The 26,915-nt window shown below is 42.2% G+C and carries 23 protein-coding genes, 1 tRNA gene and 2 pseudogenes; 11 read left to right on the top strand and 15 right to left on the bottom strand.

Annotation, left to right across the window (positions count from 1 at the left end; all coding sequences use genetic code 11):
• Positions 1-250 precede the first annotated feature (250 nt).
• From PUQ00_RS15915 to PUQ00_RS15905, 3 genes are all read right to left on the bottom strand, one after another.
• Complete coding sequence (locus PUQ00_RS15915; protein WP_300418333.1) at positions 251-445, bottom strand: hypothetical protein; 195 nt, start codon at positions 443-445, stop codon at positions 251-253.
• Positions 446-733: 288 nt separating this feature from the next.
• Entirely contained in the window at positions 734-1,291 is a 558-nt protein-coding gene (gene recR / locus PUQ00_RS15910) for a recombination mediator RecR (RefSeq protein ID WP_292789635.1), read from the bottom strand.
• A 324-nt stretch (positions 1,292-1,615) separates the two neighbouring features.
• On the bottom strand, positions 1,616-1,966 hold the full coding sequence (locus tag PUQ00_RS15905) for a histidine triad nucleotide-binding protein (RefSeq protein ID WP_300418328.1): 351 nt from the start codon (positions 1,964-1,966) through the stop codon (positions 1,616-1,618).
• A 71-nt stretch (positions 1,967-2,037) separates the two neighbouring features.
• Between PUQ00_RS15905 and PUQ00_RS15900 the strand changes: the two genes are divergently transcribed.
• Together PUQ00_RS15900 and PUQ00_RS15895 are read left to right on the top strand one after the other, a co-directional pair.
• Complete coding sequence (locus PUQ00_RS15900) at positions 2,038-2,298, top strand: hypothetical protein (RefSeq protein ID WP_300418325.1); 261 nt, start codon at positions 2,038-2,040, stop codon at positions 2,296-2,298.
• A 133-nt stretch (positions 2,299-2,431) separates the two neighbouring features.
• Entirely contained in the window at positions 2,432-3,970 is a 1,539-nt protein-coding gene (locus tag PUQ00_RS15895) for a glycosyltransferase family 39 protein (RefSeq protein WP_300418322.1), read from the top strand.
• A 139-nt stretch (positions 3,971-4,109) separates the two neighbouring features.
• Here PUQ00_RS15895 and PUQ00_RS15890 read toward each other — a convergent pair whose 3' ends face one another.
• On the bottom strand, positions 4,110-4,370 hold the full coding sequence (locus PUQ00_RS15890; protein ID WP_300418319.1) for a hypothetical protein: 261 nt from the start codon (positions 4,368-4,370) through the stop codon (positions 4,110-4,112).
• Between the two features lie 562 nt (positions 4,371-4,932).
• On the opposite strand from PUQ00_RS15890, the gene PUQ00_RS15885 reads away from it, so the two are divergent.
• Positions 4,933-6,915, top strand: a complete 1,983-nt coding sequence (locus PUQ00_RS15885) for a tetratricopeptide repeat protein (RefSeq protein WP_300418317.1) — start codon at positions 4,933-4,935, stop codon at positions 6,913-6,915.
• A gap of 244 nt (positions 6,916-7,159) precedes the next feature.
• On the opposite strand, the gene PUQ00_RS15880 is transcribed toward PUQ00_RS15885, so the two are convergent.
• Positions 7,160-7,930: a hypothetical protein gene (locus tag PUQ00_RS15880; protein WP_300418314.1), complete on the bottom strand. Its 771-nt coding sequence runs from the start codon at positions 7,928-7,930 to the stop codon at positions 7,160-7,162.
• Positions 7,931-8,276: 346 nt separating this feature from the next.
• The gene (locus tag PUQ00_RS15875; RefSeq protein WP_300418311.1) at positions 8,277-8,807 is read right to left on the bottom strand and encodes a pentapeptide repeat-containing protein; all 531 of its coding nucleotides are present in this window, start codon (positions 8,805-8,807) and stop codon (positions 8,277-8,279) included.
• Positions 8,808-9,079: 272 nt separating this feature from the next.
• On the opposite strand from PUQ00_RS15875, the gene PUQ00_RS15870 reads away from it, so the two are divergent.
• Positions 9,080-9,970, top strand: coding sequence for a hypothetical protein (locus tag PUQ00_RS15870; RefSeq protein ID WP_300418308.1), 891 nt, complete (start codon positions 9,080-9,082; stop codon positions 9,968-9,970).
• A gap of 102 nt (positions 9,971-10,072) precedes the next feature.
• On the opposite strand, the gene PUQ00_RS15865 is transcribed toward PUQ00_RS15870, so the two are convergent.
• Positions 10,073-11,467, bottom strand: a complete 1,395-nt coding sequence (locus PUQ00_RS15865) for a TldD/PmbA family protein (RefSeq protein WP_300418305.1) — start codon at positions 11,465-11,467, stop codon at positions 10,073-10,075.
• A gap of 495 nt (positions 11,468-11,962) precedes the next feature.
• Between PUQ00_RS15865 and PUQ00_RS15860 the strand changes: the two genes are divergently transcribed.
• From PUQ00_RS15860 to rpsU, 3 genes are all read left to right on the top strand, one after another.
• Entirely contained in the window at positions 11,963-12,163 is a 201-nt protein-coding gene (locus tag PUQ00_RS15860) for a hypothetical protein (RefSeq protein ID WP_300418302.1), read from the top strand.
• A 125-nt stretch (positions 12,164-12,288) separates the two neighbouring features.
• Positions 12,289-12,612, top strand: a complete 324-nt coding sequence (locus tag PUQ00_RS15855) for an RNA-binding protein (RefSeq protein ID WP_300418299.1) — start codon at positions 12,289-12,291, stop codon at positions 12,610-12,612.
• Between the two features lie 120 nt (positions 12,613-12,732).
• Complete coding sequence (gene rpsU / locus PUQ00_RS15850) at positions 12,733-12,924, top strand: 30S ribosomal protein S21 (protein WP_094333031.1); 192 nt, start codon at positions 12,733-12,735, stop codon at positions 12,922-12,924.
• Between the two features lie 339 nt (positions 12,925-13,263).
• Here rpsU and PUQ00_RS15845 read toward each other — a convergent pair.
• The 3 genes and pseudogenes from PUQ00_RS15845 to PUQ00_RS15835 form a co-directional block, all read right to left on the bottom strand.
• Positions 13,264-13,392, bottom strand: a pseudogene (locus PUQ00_RS15845) (Ycf34 family protein).
• 173 nt (positions 13,393-13,565) lie between these two features.
• On the bottom strand, positions 13,566-14,993 hold the full coding sequence (locus tag PUQ00_RS15840; RefSeq protein ID WP_300418296.1) for an esterase-like activity of phytase family protein: 1,428 nt from the start codon (positions 14,991-14,993) through the stop codon (positions 13,566-13,568).
• A 928-nt stretch (positions 14,994-15,921) separates the two neighbouring features.
• A complete protein-coding gene (locus tag PUQ00_RS15835; protein WP_300418293.1) occupies positions 15,922-16,170 on the bottom strand; it encodes a Ycf34 family protein in 249 nt (82 codons plus the stop codon).
• A gap of 86 nt (positions 16,171-16,256) precedes the next feature.
• Between PUQ00_RS15835 and PUQ00_RS15830 the strand changes: the two genes are divergently transcribed.
• The 3 genes from PUQ00_RS15830 to PUQ00_RS15820 all read left to right on the top strand — a co-directional run bounded on the left by PUQ00_RS15830 (position 16,257) and on the right by PUQ00_RS15820 (position 19,627).
• Positions 16,257-17,573: a CCA tRNA nucleotidyltransferase gene (locus PUQ00_RS15830; RefSeq protein WP_300418290.1), complete on the top strand. Its 1,317-nt coding sequence runs from the start codon at positions 16,257-16,259 to the stop codon at positions 17,571-17,573.
• Between the two features lie 820 nt (positions 17,574-18,393).
• Positions 18,394-18,876: a tetratricopeptide repeat protein gene (locus tag PUQ00_RS15825; protein WP_300418288.1), complete on the top strand. Its 483-nt coding sequence runs from the start codon at positions 18,394-18,396 to the stop codon at positions 18,874-18,876.
• A 553-nt stretch (positions 18,877-19,429) separates the two neighbouring features.
• A complete protein-coding gene (locus PUQ00_RS15820; RefSeq protein WP_300418285.1) occupies positions 19,430-19,627 on the top strand; it encodes a hypothetical protein in 198 nt (65 codons plus the stop codon).
• A gap of 403 nt (positions 19,628-20,030) precedes the next feature.
• On the opposite strand, the gene PUQ00_RS15815 is transcribed toward PUQ00_RS15820, so the two are convergent.
• The 3 genes from PUQ00_RS15815 to pdhA form a co-directional block, all read right to left on the bottom strand.
• A tRNA-Lys gene (locus PUQ00_RS15815) sits at positions 20,031-20,102 on the bottom strand.
• A gap of 61 nt (positions 20,103-20,163) precedes the next feature.
• The gene (locus PUQ00_RS15810) at positions 20,164-21,033 is read right to left on the bottom strand and encodes an aldose epimerase (RefSeq protein WP_300418282.1); all 870 of its coding nucleotides are present in this window, start codon (positions 21,031-21,033) and stop codon (positions 20,164-20,166) included.
• A gap of 88 nt (positions 21,034-21,121) precedes the next feature.
• Positions 21,122-22,156 carry a pyruvate dehydrogenase (acetyl-transferring) E1 component subunit alpha gene (gene pdhA, locus PUQ00_RS15805; protein ID WP_300418279.1) on the bottom strand — a complete coding sequence of 345 codons (1,035 nt, stop codon included), beginning with the start codon at positions 22,154-22,156 and terminating at the stop codon, positions 21,122-21,124.
• Between the two features lie 931 nt (positions 22,157-23,087).
• Between pdhA and PUQ00_RS15800 the strand changes: the two are divergent.
• A pseudogene (locus tag PUQ00_RS15800) lies at positions 23,088-25,405 on the top strand (IMS domain-containing protein).
• A 22-nt stretch (positions 25,406-25,427) separates the two neighbouring features.
• Here the strand turns inward: PUQ00_RS15800 and PUQ00_RS15795 are convergent.
• Both PUQ00_RS15795 and PUQ00_RS15790 read right to left on the bottom strand, forming a co-directional pair.
• Positions 25,428-25,604: a hypothetical protein gene (locus PUQ00_RS15795; RefSeq protein ID WP_300418276.1), complete on the bottom strand. Its 177-nt coding sequence runs from the start codon at positions 25,602-25,604 to the stop codon at positions 25,428-25,430.
• Positions 25,605-26,420: 816 nt separating this feature from the next.
• A complete protein-coding gene (locus tag PUQ00_RS15790; protein WP_300418273.1) occupies positions 26,421-26,687 on the bottom strand; it encodes a hypothetical protein in 267 nt (88 codons plus the stop codon).
• Positions 26,688-26,915: the final 228 nt, after the last annotated feature.

Below are 26,915 nucleotides of genomic sequence, written 5' to 3'. Positions count from 1 at the left end.
GACATACAACGGGAAGAGTATCTCTATCTTATATTTAATTAAGTTGACCTACTTAGTAGATTCTTCAGGTTTCTGACCATAACTACTTAGAATCAGCACTGTAAATAACGTCAGTATCATGCTCCTTCTGACGATCGCAAAGCGATGGCTATGGTGGACTAAATAATCAGGTATTCAATCCACCATTGTTGAGTTTAGTTACAAATGAGAGCCGACGCAGTTAAACCTTGACTCGTCGTCGGAGTCAGCTTTACTCCTGCTCAACTTTTTCGATATCATCAGGTGTACCAGTGGCAGAAATTTTTGATGTGCCAGATTTACCTGCACCTGAGTTGCCGCCAGAAGCGCCAGCACCCCCTGAGTGTTTAGGATCGGTGTTGCCTTGTTCTTCTTGAAGCTGTTCAAGGCGGTTTTTTTCTTGAGCTTTATCTTTTTGGTCAGCCATATCTTATCTACACTTTTCACGTAGCGATCGCTCTTAACTCTATCATTTTCCTTATTCAAGCGACACCAGAGGCAAATGCTTTTTATTGAGGCTTCTGGACTGCGTTGCTGGCAATAGCTCACTCCCTTTAAGACTAGCTTGTTGATTTTTGGGTTATAATTACCCAAATGCCTTTGCACACATCGTAGTGCCTGAAAATTTACGTGCTGGCAGACGTGATTTTAACAAAATGAGTGGGGCGATGAGCAACAGCGAAAGCTGGCTTGAAATAAGGAAGTTTATTTAAGCCTAATCTAACTCCCGTCGTCCTTCCAATGCCCTTGCCAGGGTTACTTCGTCGGCGTACTCCAAATCACCACCTACAGGCAAACCAAAGGCAATCCGCGTCACCTTGGTAAATGGTTTCAGTAGCTGACCGATATATAGTGTTGTTGTCTCCCCTTCTACACTCGGACTAATTGCCAGAATAACTTCTTGAGGTTTTTGCTGATTCACCCGGCGCTGCAAAGCCACTATAGTCAACTGTTCTGGCCCAATTCCATCAATTGGCGAAATCACCCCACCCAAAACGTGATATTTACCTTTGTACTCGCGCGTTTTTTCCAGCGCAATCACATCGCGGGGATCTGCTACAACACAGATAGTGCTGTTGTCACGGTTGGAATTGCGACAGATTTCACAAACTGGTTCAGCAGATAAGTGAAAGCAAACAGAACACAAGCCGATCTGTTTTTTTGCCTCAATTAAAGCCTGTGCTAAAGCCTCTACTTCAGCTTCTGGGCGCTTCAAAATATGCAAAGCCAGTCGCTGGGCAGATTTAGGGCCAACTCCCGGCAAGCGTTGCAATTGTTCAATTAACCGTGCTAAGGGACGTGCGTAAACCGTTGTCTTGTCTCCAGTGCGTTCTTACCATAACTATGATGACATTCTTACAGTATTTTGGATTGGTCATTTCATTTAGCAAAGGTAAAACGGACTACGTATACCTGAAGCATAATGATTAAACCAATTCGCAATTCGCAATTACGTTTTGTGACGGGGATTTTAATTAGGCGTTCAATTCCTGCTGCCACAAGAGGCAGGGGAATTAAACTGAACATACTTTGTTAAGTCAAAGGTGATTTTTTTTAGTGATGAATTGCGTCTAGAGATACAATTCATCGGGTTTTATCAACCAGGGGGCCAGTTCAACTGCCGTCCTCCCAAAATATGCACATGTAAGTGATGGACTGTTTGACCACCGTCATCACCAGTGTTGATGACAACTCGATAACCATTTTTCAGTCCCGCTTCTTCTGCAAGACGTTTGGCGGTTAACAAAAGATGCCCCAATAGAGCGTGATCCTCAGATTCAGCATCAGCTAGTGTAGGAATGGTTTTTTTGGGAATGAGGAGGATATGAACGGGCGCTTGGGGGTGGATGTCTTTGAATGCCAAGACCAAATTATCCTCATAAATAATATCAGCCGGAATTTCCCGACGAATGATTTTGCTGAAAATCGTTTCTGTAGTTTCACTCATGCCAATATACCTACTCATCTGCTACGAGAATCGTAAATTGTTTTGAAAAAATATAAGCAGTCTTGTAGGGTGTGTTAGACGAGAGTACAGCATCATTCCAAGATTTTAGTACGTTTGCGATCGCTAACACAACGCCCTTCGGCTTCACCAGTCGCCTACAGAAGGAAACCTTCTTGCAGCGCTGGTTCACCAGTTGCTGCAACGTAGGGAACCAAAGCAACGTACTGGCTCCCCTACGTGGATTTCAAGAATCAAATCGGAGTCCTATAGAGATTTTAAAGGTTTATTGTAGTAACTTGATCATCCACGCAACAAAATACTCCTTCCTGTGATAAAGTTTTCCATAGATAAGATTCCTCCCACCTCAGCATAGAAATAATAATTACAATCTTTCACTCAACGAGAGGTGGAATTTTCATGCTGAGAAAGTTGTATATCTTGTGTACCAGTGCTTTGGAGATTTAGATGAAACAGTCAAAATACTATTTTGTTGTTTTTATTATTATCATAATTAGCATCTTTCTGCGTTTCTGTTTGTTGCAAAATCAAAGTCTTTGGTTTGATGAAGGCTGGAGTCTAGCCTTATCTGATGCTACAACCGTTCAAGAAAATCTCTTCAAAATTATAAATCGAGAAGCTGGTGACAAATACCAACCGCTTTATTATTTGGTGTTGTTCTATTGGCGTTCGGTTTTTGGAGATAGTGAATTTGCCATTAGATCGCTCTCAGCTTTGCTAGGAGTCGGCTCAGTAATTGCCATATTCTTTACTAGCCTAGGTGTTTATGGAAAAAAACATGCTTTATGGTCGTCCATGATCGTAGCAGTTAGTTCTTTTTGCGTGTTCTATAGCCAAGATGCCAGACCTTACTCATTATTAATATTTATAGCTTCATTTCAGATATACTTCTTTAGTCATTCAATGAATGAAAATAAGAGTAATAAGATTATTTCACAAGTGCTTTTTGGGATATTTACTGCGATCGGAAGTTTTGGCAGTATTTTGACAATAATGTTTAGTTCAGCCCTTTGTTTCTCTCATGCTATCGTTTATAGAAACTTCAAAGAATGGCTCAAATGGTGGATACCGCCGGTAATTTTTTCTTCTCCAATGATTTGGTTTTACTTGTCTTCACCTGCGGCATCTGATCCAACAGCTACTACAGTGACTCGTAGTGGATTACCCATAATTCAAAACATTATGTTTGTAATCTACGGTATATTAGTCGGGACATCCTATGGGCCACCACTGGAACAATTACGTGATGATAAAAAGATAAAAATCTTACTTAGTTACTGGCCCCATTTCCTAATACTTATTACTGTCATTACTGTAATTGTTATCGCTTTATTAAGAAGTTTATTGAAACAGCAAAAGAGAAAAAGATATCAACGGGCTGATTACTTATTTACATCTCTTTTGGTAACATCATTTTTACTAAACTTTCTGTTTGCCCTGGCGACAAAAATTAATTGGCTACCGCGCCACTCTTTTTATCTATGTATACCAGTTGCCATTCTGATTCCATCAGCGTTTTTACATAATTACCAGCGTCAGAATAAACTTGATATAGTGGCTCAAGTTGCCAAGTTAGCGACTGTTTTTTTGGTAATTATGAATGTTTATTCAAATTTTCAATACTATTCAAATCCAGCCTATGCAAAAGATGACTACCGCTCAGCTGTTCACTACATTTTACAACATCGAGATAAATCGGCAAAATCTGTATTGCTCTTTGGACAGCCTAGATTATTCCAATATTACGGAGATTCATCGACTATATATGCACCAGAATATGTTCTCGAAACAGTGAATGGTAAAAATAAGGCAGAAAAAGTTAGTACAATAACTAAAAATGCAGATACAGTTTTTGTGATAGTTAATCGCGAATTTCTTTGGAAACTCAAAGATGTTTTTAAAACAGAAATGAGTAATTTATATAACTTGGAAGATGAGACTAATTGGTCTTATATGAAAATATATCGATTTACCAGGAAGAAATAGAAGAAAACACGATGATTTTAAAAGGTATTTATGATCTAATACAAAAATAACAAATAGCGTTCCCAATTAGGAACGCTATATTTTGGTAAATTCTGTTAAGATAATATGAATTTAAATTGAAAATTGCTAGTTGCTAAAATCAGGCATGGAGATTTGCTTGTTCCTGCAACCAAGAATCTACAGGTTGTCCATCTTTGCGGCGTAATTCAATTTCCACCACCATTACTTCTTTTGAACCAGGAGGCGCGGGTTTTTTATGGAAAATAATGTCATAATCCTCTGGATTGTGTTTGCGTTCTTTCAACCATTCCTGTACCTTGGTTGTAGCAAAAAATGATTGCCCTTGCTCAAACATTCGGGTAATCTGCAATTGCAGTGTATAAGGATTTAAGCGACCCATTTTCTACCGCCTTTGTGAAGTTAATTTTAGGACAAGTAATCTACTTACCCTAGATAATCTAATGTTAGTGCGAAGTACCCACACCTGACACTTCGCGTATAGGTGCAAATTCCAGTTTCAACGCCCTGCTATTTGTAGGAACAAAGTCTGAACTTAGTTCGGCGGATGGTGTAAACGGATATTTGAAAAGTATTGTTGGTAACAGCAAAATCTCCCAAACCTAAGCACCCTACTTCTCATGAGGGAAGCAGGGTGGTTTCAAAGCCTCTCGGACTGTGGGGGAGCCAGTGCGTTGCGTATTTTCCCACGCCACTCCCCACAACGGAGGGAACCTCCGCAAGGGGGTGGCTAAGAGTTCTAGCAACTGGCGTGAGAGGAATGAAAGCGGGGTTTCGCATTCCACCACTGAAGTTTTACGCAGACTAAGGGACAATACAACCGATTAGTTAAGAATTCTTCGGCATTTCTGACTGCCTATACAACATTTGACTACTTAATTCTGTTATAGATTGGAGAGAGGCACGCCGCTTCAAAAACTGACCAACAGACTGAGATGGTTGTTATGAAGAGCAAAAATCAAGCTGTTTTCGCTTTAATTGTAAAAAGTGCTATTGTCTTTTTACCCTTACTGTTATCCGTTGGAATTGCCAGTGGACAATCTGCACCATCACCCTCCCCAGCACTAACTCCTGCTCCAGTCTTATCGAATCAGGAACGGGAAGAATTAGCACGACTACGAGCCGAAAAGCGAATTCAACAGCAAGTCCAATCTGATTTTAATAGCGCTTTTAGCCGTACAACTATCTTACTCAATGTCTGGCTAGTTATATTAAGTCTATTTCCAGTCGCGATCATTGCTTTATTTTGGCTCCTGCGACGGTTAGTAATTCGTGAAATTGTTGATAAAGCAATGCAACAACTACAGGGACTGGAAAAATTACAAAATCAGCTAACCACCGTTAGGCAAGAGGCTGAAAATGTTATTCAAGAGGCTAAAAAAATCAATTATGAATTAGAACAGGAAACGACTGCTTTACAACAAAAAATTAAAAATGAACAAGAAAATGTCTCTATCCTTACATCTGAGCTATATTTAGCTAAAACACAGGTATTAAGTAGATTAGAAACTGAACTCAAAAAATCTCAAGTAAACATAAAAACTTTAGAGTCAAAATTTGCTTCGGGGCTATCTAAGTTAGAGTTTGATGCTCAACAACAAAAAGATATAGCGCTAGAAAATCTAGAAAAATTAGCATCTGTGATGGCAGAGGAACTGTCTAATTTAAAGCTAGGTATCCAACAACAAGAAGAACTAGCCGTTGCTAATTTAGAAGTATCAAGGTCTGAGTTTATATCCCAACTTTCTGGATGGCAATCTGATGCCCAAAAGCAAAAAAATATAGCTGTTGAAAGTTTCACAAATTTGCAGTCAGAATTTGCTGATCAATTATCAGAATTACAGGTAGATGCTCAGGAGCAAAAAAATAAAATTGTTGAAAGTTTAACAGCATTGCAGTTAGAGTTTGGTGAAAAATTATCGGAATTCCAAGTAGATGCTAAAAACTCCAAAGAGTTAATCATTGAGAATTTAGAAAAATCGGGTTCTGAGTTTACTTCGCAGTTCTCAGAATTACAATGGAATGCTCAACAACAAAAGATGATCATTTTGCAGAACTTAGAAAGATTAGAAACGGAGTTTGTTTCTCAACTCTCTGAGTTACAATTGGATGCTCAAGAAAGAAAGGATCTCATCCTTCAAGAACTAACTGAAATTACACCTGAATCCATCCCAAAGGTGGTTAATTCTGATGTTGAGGAAGAAATACAGCAAGAGCTACAACAACCGGAATTCACTGCTGATGAGTATGTAAAACAGGGAGATGGGCTGTTTTCTGAAAGGCGTTATGAAGATGCGATCGCAGCTTACAACCAAGCGGTAAAAATTCAACCTGATGAACCTGTGGCTTGGTTAAAACGAGGTCTAACTCTCGGAAGGTTGAAACGCTACAAAGATGCGATCGCATCCTATGACAGAGCGATTGTGATTCAACCAGATTATCATCAAGCTTGGTGCGATCGCGGCGTTGCTTTTGGTAACTTACAACAGCATCAGCAAGCCTTTGCCTCATTTGACAAAGCTACACAAATCAAGCCTGATGATGCAGTTGCTTGGTTGAATTGCGGTCTTTCCCTAGTAGCATTGGAACAATACGAACAAGCAATGGCAGCCTTGGAAAAAGCGCGGGAATTCCAACCCAATTCTCCCAAAATCTGGGATAAACACGGTTATACTTTGGTAAGATTGGGACGCGATGATGAAGCGATCGCTAGTTTTAACAAAGCGTTAGAAATTAATTCAGATTATGCCAGTGCCTATTACAACAAAGCAGCCTGTTACGCACTGCAAAAACAAGTTGAACTATCTTTGCTAACTCTACAACAAGCAATCGAACTTAATCCCAGGTATAAAGAAGACGCAGCATCTGACCTAGATTTTGATGAGATTGCCGATGATCAACGTTTTAAGGAGTTAGTTGCAGAGTAAAAACCTAAAAACATTAATTTCTCCCCCATTCGCCACGGGAGCATCCTAAATTTTGAAATTTGCTATTATCCTGCCTGAAGATAGGAATAAGAGAATGAGGAAACGAACCGCATTCGCGCAGCGTCTGGCAGAGAAGAACGCAAAGAGCGCGAAGGTAAGAGAGTGGTAAAGGGTTTTTGCATCAGTCCCGTAAATTTTTGAAAAATTGGGATGTTTCCCTCCCTACTCCCCAGTACAGACGCGATTAATCGCGTCTGTCCCACTCCCCACTCCCCACACTTGGATTCTGTTCACCAGACATCGCCTTGAGTTTACATGTAAAAGACTCAGAGCGATCGCTTTTTTCTGGAGTAAATTGCCCGATTGGGGCATGAATAGCAGCAGGTGGAAGCAGTTTTGCCCGTTTATGATGCAATGGTGATGGAGAGGGGGGTAGACTTTCTTGTGAAGTTTGCCTTTGGCTGACAGCAGATGGCTGAAGGGTTGCCGAAGAGGCAAATTTCCCAGAAAGCGGAGACTTGAAGACCGTTTGATGATCTCTATCTTCCTGCTTCCCCTCTTCCTCACTCAAAGATGTCTTTGGTTCGGAACTTTTCAATTGTAGAGTTGCAGTATTGCTTTGTTGATAGCCGTTGTGAATCTTAGCTGGTGGTAATTGAGGACTCGTCACTTTCTCTACAGTTGGGTTTTTCTGGGCTGGCGGTAGGGCTGGTGCAGCCAATGAGGTTAACCTTTGGGGAAATTTACTACAAATCATCCGTTCAAATTCCATGTTGAAATGATATGCAGCCTGATCCCGGCGCTGCCAAAATACTAAGATTTGCTGCACGGAAATCGCTTTATAACGACCTTGATATAGTGCCTCAATCACTGCCAGGTGTAGCCAATTAAGAGGATATTGCGTTTGCCAACGCTCAACTAGCTCATTGGCACTATACCCACTGAGATCGAAACTATAGTTAATTAATAAGGCGATCGCTAAGTTGGCAGAGGTGTCTGGAAGTGTTGTTAACATGGGGCTATTAGCTCTAGGCAATAGGTCTAAAATTTGTCACCCATCGCATATTAGCCTAGCGTGCTTTTAACTACATGGTTTTTTTGCACGAGTTATCAAGCCGATAGGCAGTGTTCCCTATTTTACTTGTCAACTTCTAGAATGCAACCCTACATAGACTGATTTAATCGCACATGTTCGTCCAATGGCAACTAATACCTGATAAACCATCGCTGCAACTTCGACGCGTGTTGCCGAACGTGAAGGTGCAAGCACTTTCTTCTCTGGATAGTTTGACAACTATTTTAACTAATTTGCCTTATATCCCGCCGCTATAGTCACTACTGCGATTTAGCGACGGGAGATGTCACACATTCTCATCCAGGATTGTTCCTTCTATATTGGCTCCCTCCAAATTTGCTCCGCTCAAATTTGTCTGGTTCAAATCTGCTTGAGTGAGATTTGCCTGGGATAAGTCGGCTACAGTTAAGTCTGCACCACTCAAATCGGCTCCATCTAGATTCGCCGCTATCAAGCTTGCTTCCTGCAAATCCGCCTCACTCAAGTTAGTGTCAATCAGTTTAGCAACCGTCAAATCAGCCTGACTCAAATTAGCTCCTTCCATTGCTGCTCCATCCAAGATGGCTCCATCCAAAATAGCTCGGCTTAAGTTGCTACCACTGAGATTAGCATTGCTCAAATCTGCTCCATTTAAGTCTGCCTCAATCAAACTGGCGTGGGCTAAATTAGCATGACTTAGATTAGCTCCATCTAAAATTGCTCTATCTAAAATTGCGCCACTGAGATTGGCTTCTCTTAAGTTTGCCTCGCTCAAGTTGACACCAGTAAAGTCTCTGACACCTGCGGCATAGTTTTTCAGGAGTTGATCTGCTTTCATATCTGTCGCTGCGTTAAGGAACGTTTAATTTCAGGCTATCCAGACAGGCAGTAAATCCCCAGCACGCGCCACGGAGGATTGCTGTGGTGAATGAAAACTAGAGTGAATATCGAATTACGTTTATCTAGGTTAGCTGTTCTCAACTACTGGCGCTACTACCTAGAGTTGTGAATTACTTTCATCCTTGAGAGGGATGTTGAGGGAATTAAAAACTTCAGCATTAGTGCAAAGCGATCGCTATACTCAATTGTGGTGTTCGTCTGGTAGAGGTTATGGCAAAACCAATTCGTATTCTTTTGCAGACTACAATTCCTACGACTGAAAATGACTGGAGCATTTTTCGTTTCTCGATGTTACAAGATTACTTAGCATCGATTCAAGACGAAGCCGGAAACTCCTTATTTGAAGTTACGGGACGCGATTACGAATCAGATGCAGTCGGTAGTGACCCAGTTTTAAGTAGTCTCGACAAATCAGATTTTGATGAACTTTGGCTATTTGGCTTAGAAGTGGATAAGGGTTTAACCGAAAAAGACATTGCCGGAATTAATGCTTTTCGGCAACGCGGCGGCGGTATTTTGACAACACGCGATCATCAGGATATGGGCTGTTCGATGTCTGGTTTAATTGACATTGGTGATGTCCACTATTTCAATACCAAAAATCCCGATCCCGATGAATCTCGCTGGAGCCGAGATGACTCATACACAACTTATATCTCCTGGCCCAACTATCATTCTGGAGCTAACGGCGATTATCAAAAAATTACGATTGTTGAACCGATTCACGAGCTTTTAAAAAATCCCAATTCCCCTTCGGGAAGTATCGAATTTTTCCCAACGCATCCCCACGAAGGCGGTATTGGCGTGCCTTTGGGCAATACAAACGCGCGGGTAATTGCCCTTGGTAAAAGTTTAGTTACAGGTCGTAACTTCAATTTGCTTGTAGCGATCGAGCATCATCAAGATAAACAGGGGAATATACTAGGACGAGCAGTAGCTAACTCCAGCTTTCATCATTTAGTCGATTACAACTGGGATATTAACAAAGGCTGTCCCACTTTTGTAGATGAATCACCAGGAGATGGCATGAAAAAACAGCCACGCGCCTTAGAAGATATCAAAACCTATGTGCGTAACGTCGCTTTCTGGCTAGCAAATTGATTTTTTTTTACTAATTGCAACTCGCAGATCCCCGACTTCGTAAAAGTTGTCGGGGATCTTGTTTCTCAAGAATGATTCAGGATTGCTATAGCGGCGGGTAGTTTACATTTCCCCACCAACTACTACATCTCGAATTCGCAGACTAGGGCCACCACAACCCACTGACAAGCCGTTTTGCCCCCCCTTACCACAACCGCCCGATTCATCCCAGTAAAAATCATCACCAAGTGCCTCAATATCCGCTAAAGTTTGGAATACATTTCCCGAAAGCGTTACATCCCGCACAGGTTCAGCAATTTTGCCGTTCCTAATCATCCACGCTTCCCCAGCACTGAAGGTGAACATTTCCCCATTCGTCATCCCACCCAACCAATTACGGGCATAAACGCCTTCTTTGATATCGGTGAATAAGTCTTTGACTGGTGTTTTACCCCGTTCAATCCAAGTATTTGTCATCCGCACAATTGGAGTAAAGTGATAGTTGAGACAGCGTGCGTTCCCCGTAGGCGATTCCTCCAATTTGCCAGCAGTTTCACGAGAATGTAAACGTCCAACTAAAACTCCATCTTTAATTAGTTGAGTAGTAGTAGCAGGCGTCCCTTCGTCGTCGTAAAAATAGCTGCCGCGATGTCCCTCTGGGGCGGCACCATCAAAAATTTGGAGTTCTTCTGGGCCAAACCGCCGTCCAATGGTCATGACTTCCAGCAGATCGGGGTTTTCGTAAGCCATATCGGCCTCAGAAAGATGTCCGAAGGCTTCGTGAACAAATAAACCCGTGAGAATAGGATCAATGACTACGGTGTAGATATTGCCTTTCGCCGATGGGAGAGATAAAGCTGCGATCGCTCTTTGGGCTGCACTTTTGACCTGTTCATCCAAATCAGTTAAATCTTCGTAACCTTTGCGAGAGCCAGTAGTTTCCCGTCCGGTTTGTACAGTTTCGCCATTTCTGGCGGTGGCGGCAAAGCGCATTTCCATATCTACCCAAGATTGCTCGATCAAAGTGCCTTCTGAGGTAGCGATGATCACTTTTTGGGCGCTGTCACCATAACGCACCGAGGTAGTAGTAATCCGACGATCAACACTTTTGAGCAATTCAGTATAGCGATCGCACAATTGTTTTTTCTTCCAGAGGGGGATTTTTCGGGGGTCAGTGCCTTTTAGGGGGAGAATGCACACTGCTTGCACCGGGTCAATGGGTGCAAGTAAAGTTTCTTCATCACCAACCATCCGCGCAGCAGCAATCGCTTCTTCAATCCGATCCTTAATTGTCGCCAGCTGGTTAAAGCAGCTCAACCCCCATCCACCTTTATAACAAGCGCGAATATGTCCACCAATGGAGATGCCTTCACTGAGGGTTTCTACCTTGTCGCCACGCAACAAGATATCAGTCCCTTCTGCCTCTTCAAGGCGAATCATCAGATAATCTACACGCTTTGAATAGCGGGCGATCAGGTCAGAAAGTAAATTTTGGGCGTCAGCAAATGTAGTCGGCATTTCCAGGTAATAACAATGACGAACTGCATTTATTTTGCAATTATTTGGGGAATTTATGCTACTTAATGACGGAGTTGCCCATGAATCGCTGATTTAGAAGATGGGGAGTAAGAATTTTAGATTTTAGATTTTAGATTTTAGATTTTAGATTTTGGATTAAAGAATTAAATTTAATCCAAAAGACGCTTTCTACGAGACGCGCAAGGGAGGCGGACTCGCTCTTTGTGGCGCTATCGTCAATCCCTTCTCCCAACGCGAGACGCTACGCGAACGGCTTGGTGCAGTCGCTCATGGGGCAATACGCTTGGGTTAAGGCTAAAACTCTTTGTCAAAGTCAATTTTTTTAACGAACCGCAAAGGAGAGGCAGCGCGGTCTTGGGGGTCTCCCCCATGAGCGACTGCCGTCGCAAAGGAAGAGAAGGAAGAGAAGCAAGAAATGCTTAACTGAACTGTATTGGCTCATGGGGAGCCACTGCGTTGCGGGGTTCCGCCGACTTGAAGCACTGGCTCCCCTGTTCCCGCGCTGCTTCACCAAAATCTAAAATTGAATTGCCCAATGCCCAATGCCCAATGCCCAATGCCCAATGCCCAATGCCCAATGCCCAATACCCAATACCCAATATTGCGCGTAGCGCTCTGACTGTTAGTACTTGCTTTTTTACGGTGGGTAAGAACTGCAATGATGTGCTAAGGTAGTTAGGTGAGAATAAAATTCGGTTACAGTGTTTGTTTTTAGTATTGACAGGCTTTTTCCTTTTGGTCTTAACAAGCTTGTCTCCGAAATCTAAATCTCTACACACCTATGATTTTGGAGATAATGCATGTCAATTTATGTAGGTAATCTATCCTACGAGGTCACACAAGAAGACCTCACTTCTGTTTTTGCCGAACATGGTTCTGTAAAACGGGTTCAGTTACCTACTGACCGTGAAACAGGACGTCCACGCGGCTTTGCTTTTGTAGAGATGGGTACAGAAGCCGAAGAAACAGCTGCCATTGAAGCTCTTGATGGTGCTGAGTGGATGGGACGTGATCTCAAAGTCAATAAGGCTAAACCGAAGGAAGATAGAGGTGGTTCCTTTGGTGGAGGAGACCGTCGCGGCAACAGTGGTGGTGGTGGTGGATACTCTCGAGGACGCTACTAAGCTTTAAGATAAAAAATTCAGTTTTAACGTCTTAAGGGCAGAATCATTATCTGCCCTTTTTGCACTTCGGTATACTGGATGGCCTAAAATTGCCCAGTGCCAATTAAGTAGGAGATGAAAATGACCCAAGTATTTGTGGGCGAAAATGAAGGAATTGAGTCAGCCTTACGTCGGTTTAAGAGGGAAGTTTCCAAAGCAGGTATTTTTCCAGACATGAGAAAGCATCGTCACTTTGAAACGCCTTTGGAAAAACACAAGCGCAAAGAAGTAGCAAGGCACAAGCAACGCAAGAGGAATTTCCGTCGCAATTGAGAACAAGCGATACCTACGGTAAGCGACGCGATCGCACTCTCTCATTAGATTCTTAGCCGTAAAAGAGGCGATCGCTCTACTCCAAAAGAGAATCTAAAGGGTAGGTTTTGGCAAAGGCATTACTAATTATGGGATGGGCAATGTAAATAACGGTGTGTCCCCCCAACTAACAAAAAATTTGTTATCGTTACTTCCAGGGTGGCGATCGCTATACGCCCTCGAAAAAATTACGTGTGCAAAGTCGAAATAAATACTTTTGCTTTCACTAGGAAACTTGGTATTGAATTATCAAGGTTCTGTTATTAATCGGCGCAAGCATAACATATTACTGTTGACTTTTCAAGTTGGCACTAATTTACTAGGACGCAACTTCGACCACTTACCGGTTTCCCGCTTAAAGCTTAGACAGCCAACAACATCTCATTCCATTTCAATTACATCCTCTTTAGTCCGAATGTTGACATTGATCGAAGGTTCATTCGGATCAAAATTTGGAAATTTAGCTCACCAACTTCTTTAATAAGTCGGTGAGTTCGACATAGGATTGCCTGCCATACGTTGAGTTTACCAATTTGACAAGACTCTAATTTTGTTAACTTGACACCAATGGGAACATGCCCACCCCACAAGAGATACTACGATCATTCTCTTTCCCGGAACCCTGGATATTCATGCTGATCTTTAATCTTCTGGGGTACGAAGCCTGGGATATCAGTAGTGTCAATTGCGAAGACAAAGAACTTGTTTGGGTTGTCGATACCTGCTGGATGGTAAGCATCCGACGTTATGGCACCAACGAAGTCATTATCATTGGTAATGAAGAGCGTATGCTTAATCGTGTGGTTGATAAGCACATCTGGCCCAAAAGCCAAACCTTCAAGCTTGGCAGGTATGTCCTCTGCTTTGATCCCATTCTGAGTTAGCGTAGCTACTACATCGAGGAACAGGGTCTTGCTAACTGCCTTACCAACAAGGTTGTTTTCACCACTGATATTGCTTACTTCTTGAGCATTCTTCAGATTGATACGGTATATCTTCTTGAAGGCAGCCTGAGAGCCATCGCCCAACCCCTTGCCATCTCGTTCGTCTACTAGGAATTCGCGATCGTTGATGGACAAAATCTCACTTACTGTGGGGTATTTTGGTTTAGCTGCGGTGCCGATATTATCTAGCTGATAGGCGTATTCCTGGGTGGCACCTGTTGCAATGTCGATCTTAACAATTCTGGTGTAAGCGCCATTAGTACCGCCGTCCTGGAGCAACGGACTCTGCAAGATGCCGACTAGGGTCTTGCCATTAGGGGTAATCGCGAGACCTTCCATACCCTTGTTCGCAACACGTCCAGACGTGTTACTGCTAATTTCTGTATTACCAACAGGATTTAGGTTTTTGACTGCGAACTTGCTGTTGAGCGTAAAAACCTTGATGCGCTTACCTGTCTCGCGGTTGAATTGGTAGACATAGGGGCCATATTCATCAGAGATAAAGATGGACTCACCATCATTGGATACACGCACACCCTCAGGATCGAAGCGGGCATCATTGGGATAGGTCGATATCTGGGTGGGGTCGAAGTTGTCTGAGCGTCCAGTGAAATAGTAGGTATTCTTGGTATTCAGGGTAGGGACACCGCTAGGCACTCCCAGTCCCACCCCAGTACCGTAGTAGAGAGGCTTCTTGCTCGATAAGAGGGTTGTGTCAATTAGAGTAGGAGTAACAGTAAAGGGCAACGCCGAACCAAGCTGGCTTGGTACGAGTTTCAGACTGATGGTTTGGAAGCGGTTGATATAGGATGTTGTGTCATCCACAGCGCTATTGTATGCCTTGGCATTCGGGCCCCGATCTGGGATGGCGATGAAGGTGTTACGGCCAGCGTAGGCTAATCCTGACCCAAAACCACCGAGGAGGTTTCCTGGAACACCGCTTTCGAGCTGAGGGGAGGTTTTGCTGGAGAGATCGCTGATGTTACCACTCAGGCTGCCAATTGCGACCAGCTTAACCTCTGCGTTAGCGGCGGGGGCAGCAAAAAATGACGCTAACAAGAACAGAATCAGATTTCTCTTGAGCATATCAGTATTCCTACTAGAGATAATATTTACTGAGGGATATTGTATTTTTTTTACTTTGTCATTATCTATGCCTAATGATTAAGCTATCTTTAAGTAAAGATTAATTAAAATTAAATGCAGGAATGGCTAATGCTCACCAGTATTAGATGGGGCTGTGGACGGGGCAGAAGAAGGCAAACGAGAGTACCAAATGTCGGGGCAATTCATGAATTGCCCCTACGGTAAATCAAGGCTTTCACTGCCTTTTTGCATAAGTCCTGCTTTATAGTTACTTACAAAAATATTTACAACTAGTGCTGTTTGGTGCAGTAGTCACCTTTACAGGAGTTTTCATGTATTTGAACCACGTTTGTTGTAGGGAAGATTGCTCATAGGTGTCAACTTAAGCTAAACCTCCTTTCCAGCTAGAGGCTGGAAATGCAAATCAAAAGCGGCTCTGCCGCAAGTCAAGAGAGAGGCTCTGCCTCTCATTAGGCATTCCCAGTCACAGACTGGGAACGAGAAATGCCTGTTTCCATCCCCGTGAGGGGAAGTGATTGAAGAAACCAGACAACTCTAGGGCTGTCTATTGGGCTACTTTGACAGGGTTTCCATCCCCGTGAGGGGAAGTGATTGAAGAAACCCCACCCTTGTATAACCCTTGCTGTGACTGGTTTTGAAGGGTCATTTTCGAGGGGGTCTAATTTATTTGTCAATAAGCCTAAATTATTGACAAAAATGTAACTGCACATACCCTCAAACGCTTACACAGCAGCTTGTCGAGGGGGTCAAGGAAAGAATTAGGGTTTGAGCGATCGCTATACCCCCTCGAAAAAATTACGTGTGCAAAGTCAAAATAAATACTTTTGCTTTCACTAGGAAACTTGGAAATCAATTGTCAAGGTTCTGTTATTAATGGGCATGATGCTGACATACTACTGTTGACTTGTCAAGTCGGCACTAATTCACCAGGACGCAATTTCGACCACTTACCCGTTTCCCGCTTAAAGCTCAGACAACCAACAACATCCCATTCCATTTCAATTTCATCCTCTTTAGTCCGAATGTTGACATTGATCGAAGGTTCATTCGGATCAAAATTTGGTGTTTCGGTCAAGTGAGGCTGTTGGTGCTGCCCTTCTACGGCATGATAGGTAAAACAGCTGTCTACATAGTGGCAGTTCACACAAATACACATAATAGAACCAACTCCAGACGCCTTTATTGTTAATCTAGCTTAAGCCCAACTGTTATTCATGAGTTGCTGGGTTGATTTTTATTACAATGCACGAATCAGTTCTTTCTACCCTAGCTGCCGAAAATTGGCCTTTTAGCTTGGAATGGCTGCCACAACCGGCTTACATCGTGGGTGGTGCTGTACGAGATGCGATCCTTGGCAGAACTCGCGAATATCTGGATCTAGATTTTGTTATACCATCTAAGGCGGTAAAGGTCGCCAGAGCGATCGCTCATCATTACAAAGCTGGTTTTGTGTTACTCGATGCCAAACGACAAATTGCTCGTGTGGTTTTTCCCCACGCCACAGCTGATTTTGCCCAACAGGAAGGAAATAGTTTAGAAGTTGACTTGCATAGACGGGATTTTACAGTAAATGCGATCGCCTATAATCCCCATACACAAGAAATTATCGATCCTCTGCAAGGTTGTATAGACTTACAACAGGGCATTTTGCGAATGGTATCACCCGCGAACCTAGAAGATGACCCTTTGCGGTTAATGCGAGGTTATCGCCAAGCTGCCCAACTAGGTTTTACTATTGAGCCAGTTACCCAAGCCGCAATTCGTTCTTTGGCATCAAATATCAGCAAAGTTGCAGCTGAACGAGTTAGGGTAGAAATTGGCTATTTACTAGCAAATTCTCAGGGTACTCCTTGGATCACAAGTGCTTGGGAAGATGGTTTAATTGCCCCTTTCTTCAAAAACGCCACCCGTGAAAGCTTGATCAAACTCGCAGCAGTTGACAATGCAGCTGCCTTACTCACCCAAAATTGGCAACAATTAGGCGCACAACTGCAAAAATATGTCCGCGATACTATCAAAACCACTTGGTTAGGTATTGCCAAACTTGCTTGTCTTGTCAACCCAGATCCCGAATTAGCAGAAATAGAGCTACACGAACTAACTTATAGTCGTGCCGAAATCCGGGGTGTAACCACTGCTCTGAAACTATTACCGCAGCTTCAAGTAGTCGATATGTCCTTGCGAGAACAATACTTTTTGTTCCATGACGCAGATATGGTGTTTCCCGCTACGGTAGTGTTAGCTGTGGCACTTAATAATTTGGTAGAGGCGATGTCTGGTGACAAGCCACTACACACAGCAGTTGCTATAACAGAGGAAACCAAAGCAAGGGGCTGCCTAGTCTGGGCATCTTTGATCAACCGCTACCTGAACCCTGATGATCTGGTCGCTCATCCCACTGCACTAGTGAGCGGGAAAGAGTTGATTATAGCATTAGATATTCCAGCTTCGCCAATTATCGGCCAACTGTTGACAGAAATTGCTGTAGCACAAGTTGAGGGCAAAGTCTCAACACCAATAGAGGCGATCGCATTTGCACGTCAGCTACTTAAGACCTGATGCCATGCCTGCGGGGGGCTACGCCTACGCAATTTTTATTGTATATGAAGTTAGTGTATAAATGTGATCTATTTCCTCTGAATTTGTCTATTAAAAATTCCCAAATTTGAGGAGTAAAGTTGTTAATCAACTATTCGTGCAGTATTGGGTTAATTACTGTATTGATTATCATTTACTCATGGGTCAATACTGCTCGGTTAAGGTGCATAGTTATGAGATATCCTCCTTTTAAAGGGGGAAAATAAGCCATTCTTAGTCCCCCTTTCTCAACTAGGGCTGTTTCATTCGATCTCTTAGAGATTTTGTCAAAAGCATAGGCGAGAAATTTAGAGAGGTTAGTAATCGCAAAATTACCATCTCAACGAGTCAATTTCAGCGCGATCGCGATCAGAATTATCCAGTGAGATTTTTTAATCACCTGATTTTTTGGGCTTAGACGTTTGTAAGTCAGTGCCTTTGAGGGGATGAAACAGCCCTCCTTTCTAAAGGGCGTTGGGGGATCAAGTCTTAAACGACCAGTATTGGCTCATAGGTAATCAGCTTATTTTATAATGTTTTTATGACCTATTAGTCACTAGGGATCTGTCAAATACCGATAGTCAGTTTTTATTTTAAAGTTTGGCATCCTCATGGCCAAACATTTATGACTCTAGATGTCGAGGGTGATATTAGTAGTATTACTGAATACAAGAAATCACACAGTAAATTCATCATAATTAGCAATTAATCACCGCAAATTTAAAGATGACTTTAAAAATGATTTAATCGATATATTTTGTGAGAAAGTTAATACAAAGGTATATTCACTGATCTCAAATTCATGGATTCTTTATCTATTAATTCCTTACTGGAAGAGTTGAAAAACCCGGATGCCACAATCCGCGACAAGGCAACTAGAAAAATCTGGCGGATCTGGTTTCAGCAAAAGGGAATCTATGGGCTGGAAATAATTGATCGCAGTCAAAAGTTATTGGATGCAGGTGAAATTACCCAAGCAGAAACAGCGCTGACGGCACTAATCAATGACCAGCCAGATTTTGCCGAAGCCTGGAATCGCCGTGCTTTCCTCTATTACAGTGTTGGTGATTATCAAAAATCTTTGACAGATTGTCAGATGGTTGTGCAGATAAATCCAATACATTTTGGGGCGCTTCATGGTATGGGCTTGTGTTATGCGGCACTAGGAGAATATGGTGAAGCAATCCGAGCTTTTCAAGGAGCTCTAGAAATTCAGCCTTATTCGCTAGTTAATCAAAAGTTGATTCTAGAATGTACATTTAGATTCAGCTACAACACCAGATAAGCAATTCAAAATTCAGGCATTCAAAATTTAAAATGTTCGCGTAGCGTCTGGTAGAGAAGAAATGCTATCGGGTAAGTATCCTGATAGTTGGCTAGATGCGAATTCAAGCAAAGACAGTTAACACAAAGCATTATACTGTTTTATGAATCGGTCATCACTCTGATCAACAGCAATTTATCGCCTTAGTTGCCGCAATTTTATTCTATACAGTTCTATCTGGATTGGTAGTAGCATCATTGCTGCTTGTACTAACAGCAACCAACCGTCAAATAGCAGTTTTCGGTTGGATAAGGTTAGGTTTGGTACAAACTGGATAGCACAAACAGAACACGGCCGATTTTACCAGGCGATATCTACGACGGTCACTGAGCTTTGTCGTACCCCTACGGAGAAGCAAGCTACACGCAGCGTTTCGTAGAGAAGTGCGGGCTGCACCTACGCCACGGGCATCTACAAAGACTACGGTTTAGATGTCACTATCAAAATGGGTGGCCTCTAGGTTCTCAGTGGTACTTAATTGTTGATGGGGGTACGGTAGATTTCTTCATATGTTATGACATTAACTTTATCAAAAAAGTTATTTAAACCTGCAATTATTACTATTATTTGGAAATTAGCCACCGAAACAGAATTGGAAGCTATCTCTATCCGTCGCGATGGTCGCTATCGAGTTAGTTTCCGGTCTGGCGATAAAACCTTTGATCGTAGTTATGAAAGAATTTTATTGACATTGCCTTTTAGCACTTTGTGATTAGTGAAATTTAAAGTTAATTTACCAGCAATCAAACAGAAAGCGATACCTTCGGTGAGCTTCTCTACCAGACGCTCCGCGAACGCTAAAGCATAGCTAGGATATGGTACAAATGCGAAATTAATTACAGCCTATCGACAAAAATTGTGGCGCACTCAGTATAATTCAACAACAGTAACATTTACTGATACAGGATTTCAAAACACCTGGGAAGCGAATCGCTATCTCTGCTCAATAGCAACAGCCAATTAATACCTATCAACAACATCGCGATCGCAAAATTCCCAGGGCGCGATGTTTTTCTGACGACTTCACCAAAGATAAAATTTTTGACGGAATCAGTAAAATTTTACCATCAACAGGCGATCGCACTTCCTCTAATTAAAAAGAACAAACTTCTATATGGGTCGCCCGGGATTCGAACCCGGAACTAATCGGTTAAAAGCCGAGTACTCTACCGTTGAGTTAGCGACCCTTTCGCTGCATTTCGCAACTTTGCCATCATAGCATAGAAATCTGTAGATTTGTAAAGATATTTAGAAAAAATTAGCAGTCAACTTTACAGATGCTGTGCGGCTAGCTCCTGGTGCTAACACAGTCAGGTTATCACCAGTATTAAGAGAGTTACGGGTGGCACTCCACGGTTCTAGACAGTAGAATTCTTTGCCTTTGACTGTCCAAAATACTAGCCAGGTAGAGAAATCATCATAATCTAAAGTGAGTTTTAACTTACGGCTGTGATCTATCGCAGTGGCCGATTGACTCCTTAGCTGTCCAAAGGCAAAATCAATTTCATCACGGCTAAAGTCAAAATTGCCATCAAAAGAGTGAATTTGCTTAGTTTGATTGTCTTGATACTGCTTAGAGGGAATTTCAAGCTCTAGCTGAGTTTTATCACCACACAGAAAGTAGGGATGGAAACCAGCTGAAAAGGGCATTGGTGTGGATGACAAGTTTTTATACTGCTGGTGGACTTCTAGGGTATTTCCTTGAAGTTTGTATGTAAAAGCCAGCTGAAAATCAAAAGGATAAACAGCCTTGGTTTGCTCATTGCTATTAAGAACGACAGTGAGACTAGCTTTATCTTCAGTTTTTTGTTCTGTTGCTGACCACGGCAATTCACGGGCAAAACCGTGTTGTTTGAGAGTATATTGTTGCCCGTTGTGAGTGTAAGTATTATCTGGTAGATTGCCACAAATAGGAAACAAGATTGGATTCCCACCTCTGACACTCAAATCAGGATGAGTAAAGCGTTCAGTGTCTAGGTAGAAAATTTCTTGCCCTTGAATGCGCCAACGGGTGATGATACCACCGCGTTCGGGTACGACTTCCAACTGAGAACCCGCGGCTTCGTCAGAAAGAATGTAGGTCTTGTACTGTTGCTGTTGAACTGCAATGGTAAACACAAATTTTAGTCCTGGGTATAGGGATAGTTAGGAGTTAGCAGTTGTGAGTTAGGAGTTAACAATTCATAACTCCTAACTCCTAACTCTGTTACTCGTCTTCTGCAAACACGAAACGATATAACTCGCTGGGGTCTGGTTCGGGGCTGCTTTCGGCGAATTTAACAGCTTCGTCGATTACATCCTGAATTTTACGATCAATTGCTTTAATCTCTTGCTCATCCGCCAGGTTTTCCTCCAACAAATAAGCTGCCAACTTCTTAATTGGGTCACGAGCGAACCAAAATTCTTTCTCAGCTTTGCTTCGCATTTCATCTGGGTCAGCCAAAGAGTGACCCCGGAAGCGGTAGGTAAGTGCCTCAATTAATGTTGGGCCTTCACCTGCACGGGCACGGGCTACAGCTTCTTGGGCCACGGCTCGTACTGCTAGTACATCCATGCCATCTACTTCCACGCCCACCATATTAAATACACTGGCTTTTTTATAAATCTCTGGCTGGGAAGTCGCTCGCTCGTGAGACATACCAATAGCCCACTTATTATTTTCGACCACAAACAGAATTGGCAGTTTCCATAGGGCTGCCATATTTAGTGTCTCGAAAAACTGACCGTTGTTAGCTGCACCGTCGCCAAAAAAGCAAGCTGTTACTTGGTCTGCACTTTCATCTCCCAGCACTTCGCGGCGGTATTTGCTTTGAAAAGCCGCTCCAGCTGCCACAGGAATTCCCTCAGCCACAAAAGCATAGCCACCCAGCAACCGATGTTCGGCAGAAAACATGTGCATCGAACCACCGCGCCCTTTGCTGCAACCTGTGGCCTTGCCAAATAATTCTGCCATTACCTCTTTTGCTGGTACACCCGCACTCAGAGCATGAACGTGGTCGCGGTAAGTACTACAAACGTAATCTTCACCCGGTCGCATTGACTGCACAACACCACTGCAAACGGCTTCTTGACCGTTGTACAAATGGACAAAACCAAACATTTTGCCCCTATAGTACATTTCAGCGCACTTGTCTTCAAACAAGCGCCCTAACACCATGTCCTCATACAACCGTAACCCTTCTTCCTTAGTAATGTGCGTAGTAGCAGGATTAAATGTGGGTAAAGTACGCTCTTGAACCATTATTTTTGAGTATCCCTGTTGTACAACTTAAAGTTATGGTCTTAAATAAATTGCTCTGATAACACCTCAGCTTTTAACAGGCTAGCGTTTGTAAGACTCAACAATCAAACTTTATTTATGCACCAAAAAAGGGTCTTAGGGAATAGCTAAATTTTTCATTTTTGATTTTTAACTTTTCAGCCCATACCCCGTGAGGATTTGACTCTAACGGCAACATCTGCCGTTTTGGGTTTTTCTCTCTCACCGAAACAGTTCTGTTAGCGGATAGCTGTTGTTTAGTACATGCTGAGTAAAAACTAAAATTAACTAGGCTTAGGCATCAAATCAGTTCCGAGTAGTGGTGCTGAGTGGAAAAATTCATAAGTATTACTTCTTACTCAGGACTCAGAGACTCAGCATTCCTAAATATTCCCCTTCATAGATTAGCAATCAACATGGACTACTTTCTGCATATCCATTAACAATTTAAAAAAAAGATGAAAAAGTCTTTATACCCAAATCGGTTATTGTAATTAAAGGTTAAGTATGATAGAATTTGCTTCTCCTGTTATCAGGGTCAATCCCCCAATAGTGGTATTTTTGTTACCGTCTACTGGGAAAGTCCTGAAAAAATCAATCACCAATAGATTCTTGCAACCACAAAATTATTTTTGCCGTTACTAAAAGCGGTGATTGTGGTTTATGGTATCGAAAGCTGATAATAGTCGTGTTAAACAAAAATACTAAGAATTAAGACAAAAAAGTAAGACTTTCTAGGCGAAAGCAAAAAATTAGTACTAAAATGTGACTCAAAATTTCGGAAAGGTACAAAACAAGTTGTTGCGATATACACTTGTAGAGTAAATTCTACGCGACATTATTATGGCACGGTTTTACAGGCCTGGAAAGCTCTAGGTGAATTATGTTGATCATGGTGCAGGGGAAGTAGGCTGTGCGAATTCCGCTAGATTACTACCGAATTTTAGGACTACCGTTAGCGGCAAGTGATGAACAATTGCGCCAGGCATATAGCGATCGCATTGTACAATTGCCACGACGTGAGTATTCTCAGGCTGCAATTTCTTCTCGTAAACAACTCATAGAAGAAGCTTACGTGGTTTTATCAGATCCAAAACAACGCAGTACCTACGATCAGCTTTATCTTGCCCACGCCTATGATCCTGATAACCTTGCTGCTGCCGCAGTAGCACTGGAAAATCGCACAGAAAGCACCAAAAGGGGTACTGACACGCAGAGTCTGGGCATCGAAATTACCCAAGACGAATTAGTTGGCGCTTTATTAATTTTGCAAGAGTTGGGGGAATACGAACTTGTACTAAAACTAGGTCGTCCGTATTTAGTAAATAAAAATACTACTACAAGTGCAAGAAAAGGCAATAATTTAGTAGACGAAGAAATCCACGAAAGTGCTGAACATCCAAATGTTGTTCTCACTGTAGCCCTTGCTTGTCTAGAATTAGGTCGCGAACAGTGGCAGCAAGGTAACTATGAAAATGCCGCCATATCCCTAGAAACTGGTCAAGAACTGCTAGCCCGCGAAGGGTTGTTCTCCAGTGTTCAGGCAGAAATTCAGGCGGATCTTTACAAATTACGACCATATCGAATTTTGGAGTTGCTGGCACTACCTCAAGAAAAGACTGCCGAACGACACCAAGGCTTGGAATTATTACAAAACCTCTTAGAAGATCGTGGTGGGATTGATGGCACGAGTAATGATGACTCTGGTTTAAATATAGATGACTTTCTGCGATTTATCCAGCAGTTACGCAACCACTTAACAGTCGCAGAGCAGCACAAGTTATTTGAAGCCCAAAGCAAACGTCCTTCTGCTGTTGCCACTTACTTAGCTGTTTATGCCTTGATAGCACGAGGATTTGCTCAACGGCAACCGGCTTTAATTCGTCAAGCAAGGCAAATGCTGATCCGTCTGGGCAAGCGCCAAGATGTACATTTAGAGCAGTCGTTATGTGCGTTACTCTTGGGACAAACTCAAGAAGCAACTCGTGTTTTAGAACTTAGTCAGGAGTACGAAGCTTTAGCTTTTATTCGAGAAAAATCTCAAGACTCTCCAGATTTGTTACCGGGGCTGTGTCTATATGCAGAACAGTGGTTACAACACGAAGTATTTCCACATTTTCGAGATTTAGCAAACCAGCAAGCTTTCCTAAAAGATTATTTTGCTAACCAACAGGTGCAAGCTTATTTAGAAGCACTGCCAACGGATGCAGAAACAACTAATGAATGGGCTGTAATTAACCCCCAGCATTTTCCCCAGCCGCAGACAAATAATCCCCGTTTCCAGAATAATTCAACTAAGACTTCCGGGCAATTTAATTACAGCAGAACACCTGATCTAGATTTGCCTGAAACACCAACAAAAGAAACACCCGAATATTCAAACTTATTATCACCCATGTGGAATTCATCGGGGAGTGTAAAATCAGAAGTTCCTAGTGCTGAACGGATGAGCAGAGGCACCAATCACCATTTGAACGGTTCAGCTAAGACTGCTGCACCCGGTCATAACCAAAAGCGTAGGCAAAGAAAACCTACTCCATCTGCTAGCCGAGAGCGTGTACCAGATAATCGTCCTCATTCTCGTCGTCCCCGGCGGCGGCGAACTTTTGCTAACACCATAGAAGGGAAAACACGGCTGGTATGGAGAGTGTTTATTTCTTTGGTGAGTATATTAGTTTTCTGGGTGTTAGTTACAACGACTTTTGGATGGTTAAAAAATTTGTTTTTCCCTACACCATCTGGGCGTGGTTTAGAGTTGTTTCTACAGATAAATCAACCACCAATATCTATTCCTGATCGAAACAGTAAATCACAATCATCAGATGGGCCTTTAACAGATATAACGGCAGAGGAAGTCATTCGGACTTGGCTATCTACCAAAGCCGCAGCTTTCGGGCCGAATCATGAGATTAATAATTTAGAGCAGATTTTAACTGGTTCAGCTTTGGCTCAATTGAGGCAGACTGTTGAAGAGGATAGGTCATACAACCGCTACCGCAAGTACGACCATAGCCTGAAGGTAGAATCTGTAGAGAAAATTGATTTATTTGCAGATCGTGCCGCAGTGGAAGCTACGGTTAAGGAAACGACGTACTTATATCAGAATGGTGAGTTTAAAAACTCTTCTAAGGATAATTTGCGAGTTCGGTATGATTTAATTCGACAACGAGGTAAATGGCGCATCCAAACTATATCTGTTGTCAATTAAATCAGATAAGTTTGAATTTTTAGGCGATGTTTACGATCAGCTCGCCTAGTACGAAGTGGGTGGTTCCAATCCCCCAAAAAGAGTGATTCTCATTAGGTTATTGCTGAGGGTGAAGATGGCGATGAGCAGCCAGTAAAGCAAGCCATCGCCCATCTGTTCTTGACCAAATAGCGATCGCCAGGGTTCGGGACTAGTGAGAGTTGAAATCAACCCAATTCCCAAAAATATTTCTCAGAGCAACCTGTTAATTTTCCAACTTTGGGGCAGCTTCAGGTCTTCCCTGTCTGACCAAAGCATTAAAAAGTTGAGTATGCAGATAAGGCTAATGGCAAATACTTTTGGTTGAGTCCAAATTTCACCTCGCATTGCACCGATTGGGTTGATGAGAATGATGCTGAGGGAAAATAGGATTGTGTAGAGGTAGTTCACAGTTATTTGTCAAAACGGATTTTCAGCGCTTTCACTATACCCCATGCGCTGAGTGCGAAGAGTCCGATTGCTGATGTGGATTCGGGGATGGATGTGGAGGGTTCAGAATCGCCATTATTATAGAAAGATTTCCAGGTTTTCATACGCTTTCAAATTTGTTGGCGCATGGCTTAATCCCATTGTCCTGAAAAAGAATGATGATTTGTTGTCAAATACAGATTTTTCAGAAATCTTTTTGCCCTTTGCTTCATCTCCCCAAGGCAAGAATATTAATATTCTCTTAAATATTACCCTATACAAAAATCGACAAAAGGTATAGTCACCTCTCCAGCCCAAGCTCTTGCTGAAGCTCTTTCTTCTGGTAGTAATATTGGTAGTAGACCAGTTTTTTTATACGAGATCTGAAGTTGGTGTTTACCATGATTTAGGTTGCGAAAATAAAAAAAACCGCCTGCCTCGTTATAAATTTTTAGTTGTAACTTGAAAAATCTTCGGGAAAGGAAGGTCTCAAAACTAAAAAATTTGCTTTCTCTAGATGCAACTGAATAATAAGGCTTTCCTTTAACTCTCAGTCGCAACATATCACAGTCAATTTCTATTAGATTTCCGTTAGAATAAATCAGAGTTGGAAGTGTGCAAACCTGTTACCATGACTTGACTATCTGGTGGTATCATTTCTGGAAACATCGAATAAACATAGGATGAAAAGTAAAAAAAACTTTGCGTATTATTAGTAATACGAATACCAAGCTGTACAGGAGTATAAACACCGCACTTCGCTTCTGGGATGGTCAATACCCTCTCTGATACCACAGTTTCAAACGTGACGTTATCTACTTCAATCGCATTAATTTCATTCGATTCAAAAGATGTCATGTTAGTTACCCTCTCTTTTTCAATGAGGCAAAACTATTCAGTGCTGTACTTCGGTGCTACACCTAATCAGAAAGCATTAAGATAAATTTATGATCTTTGTGAGGATGTGAACACCCAATATTTACTGAATTATTAAAACAGCCTCTACTGACTTAGAAGACGAAACTTTATGAAGTTAATCTAAAGTAACTGAGAATGAAAGAGTTTAATTAAAAAAATTTCAAGAGA

Source organism: Nostoc sp. S13, from assembly GCF_029379315.1.
Classification (GTDB): domain Bacteria; phylum Cyanobacteriota; class Cyanobacteriia; order Cyanobacteriales; family Nostocaceae; genus Nostoc.
The sequence above is the reverse complement of the archived record's forward strand: the minus strand, read 5'-3'. Positions and strand labels throughout refer to the sequence as shown.

Excerpts from the sequence above, each read along its gene's own strand:
- PUQ00_RS15825 (WP_300418288.1), top strand. The coding sequence starts at position 18,394 with ATGGATTCTTTATCTATTAATTCCTTACTGGAAGAGTTGAAAAACCCG.
- pdhA (WP_300418279.1), bottom strand. The coding sequence starts at position 22,156 with ATGGTTCAAGAGCGTACTTTACCCACATTTAATCCTGCTACTACGCAC.
- PUQ00_RS15840 (WP_300418296.1), bottom strand. The coding sequence starts at position 14,993 with ATGCTCAAGAGAAATCTGATTCTGTTCTTGTTAGCGTCATTTTTTGCT.
- rpsU (WP_094333031.1), top strand. The coding sequence starts at position 12,733 with ATGACCCAAGTATTTGTGGGCGAAAATGAAGGAATTGAGTCAGCCTTA.
- PUQ00_RS15870 (WP_300418308.1), top strand. The coding sequence starts at position 9,080 with ATGGCAAAACCAATTCGTATTCTTTTGCAGACTACAATTCCTACGACT.
- PUQ00_RS15820 (WP_300418285.1), top strand. The coding sequence starts at position 19,430 with ATGACATTAACTTTATCAAAAAAGTTATTTAAACCTGCAATTATTACT.
- PUQ00_RS15905 (WP_300418328.1), bottom strand. The coding sequence starts at position 1,966 with ATGAGTGAAACTACAGAAACGATTTTCAGCAAAATCATTCGTCGGGAA.
- PUQ00_RS15835 (WP_300418293.1), bottom strand. The coding sequence starts at position 16,170 with ATGTGTATTTGTGTGAACTGCCACTATGTAGACAGCTGTTTTACCTAT.
- PUQ00_RS15885 (WP_300418317.1), top strand. The coding sequence starts at position 4,933 with ATGAAGAGCAAAAATCAAGCTGTTTTCGCTTTAATTGTAAAAAGTGCT.
- PUQ00_RS15855 (WP_300418299.1), top strand. The coding sequence starts at position 12,289 with ATGTCAATTTATGTAGGTAATCTATCCTACGAGGTCACACAAGAAGAC.
- PUQ00_RS15830 (WP_300418290.1), top strand. The coding sequence starts at position 16,257 with ATGCACGAATCAGTTCTTTCTACCCTAGCTGCCGAAAATTGGCCTTTT.
- PUQ00_RS15875 (WP_300418311.1), bottom strand. The coding sequence starts at position 8,807 with ATGAAAGCAGATCAACTCCTGAAAAACTATGCCGCAGGTGTCAGAGAC.
- PUQ00_RS15895 (WP_300418322.1), top strand. The coding sequence starts at position 2,432 with ATGAAACAGTCAAAATACTATTTTGTTGTTTTTATTATTATCATAATT.
- PUQ00_RS15915 (WP_300418333.1), bottom strand. The coding sequence starts at position 445 with ATGGCTGACCAAAAAGATAAAGCTCAAGAAAAAAACCGCCTTGAACAG.
- PUQ00_RS15890 (WP_300418319.1), bottom strand. The coding sequence starts at position 4,370 with ATGGGTCGCTTAAATCCTTATACACTGCAATTGCAGATTACCCGAATG.
- PUQ00_RS15880 (WP_300418314.1), bottom strand. The coding sequence starts at position 7,930 with ATGTTAACAACACTTCCAGACACCTCTGCCAACTTAGCGATCGCCTTA.
- PUQ00_RS15790 (WP_300418273.1), bottom strand. The coding sequence starts at position 26,687 with ATGACATCTTTTGAATCGAATGAAATTAATGCGATTGAAGTAGATAAC.
- PUQ00_RS15865 (WP_300418305.1), bottom strand. The coding sequence starts at position 11,467 with ATGCCGACTACATTTGCTGACGCCCAAAATTTACTTTCTGACCTGATC.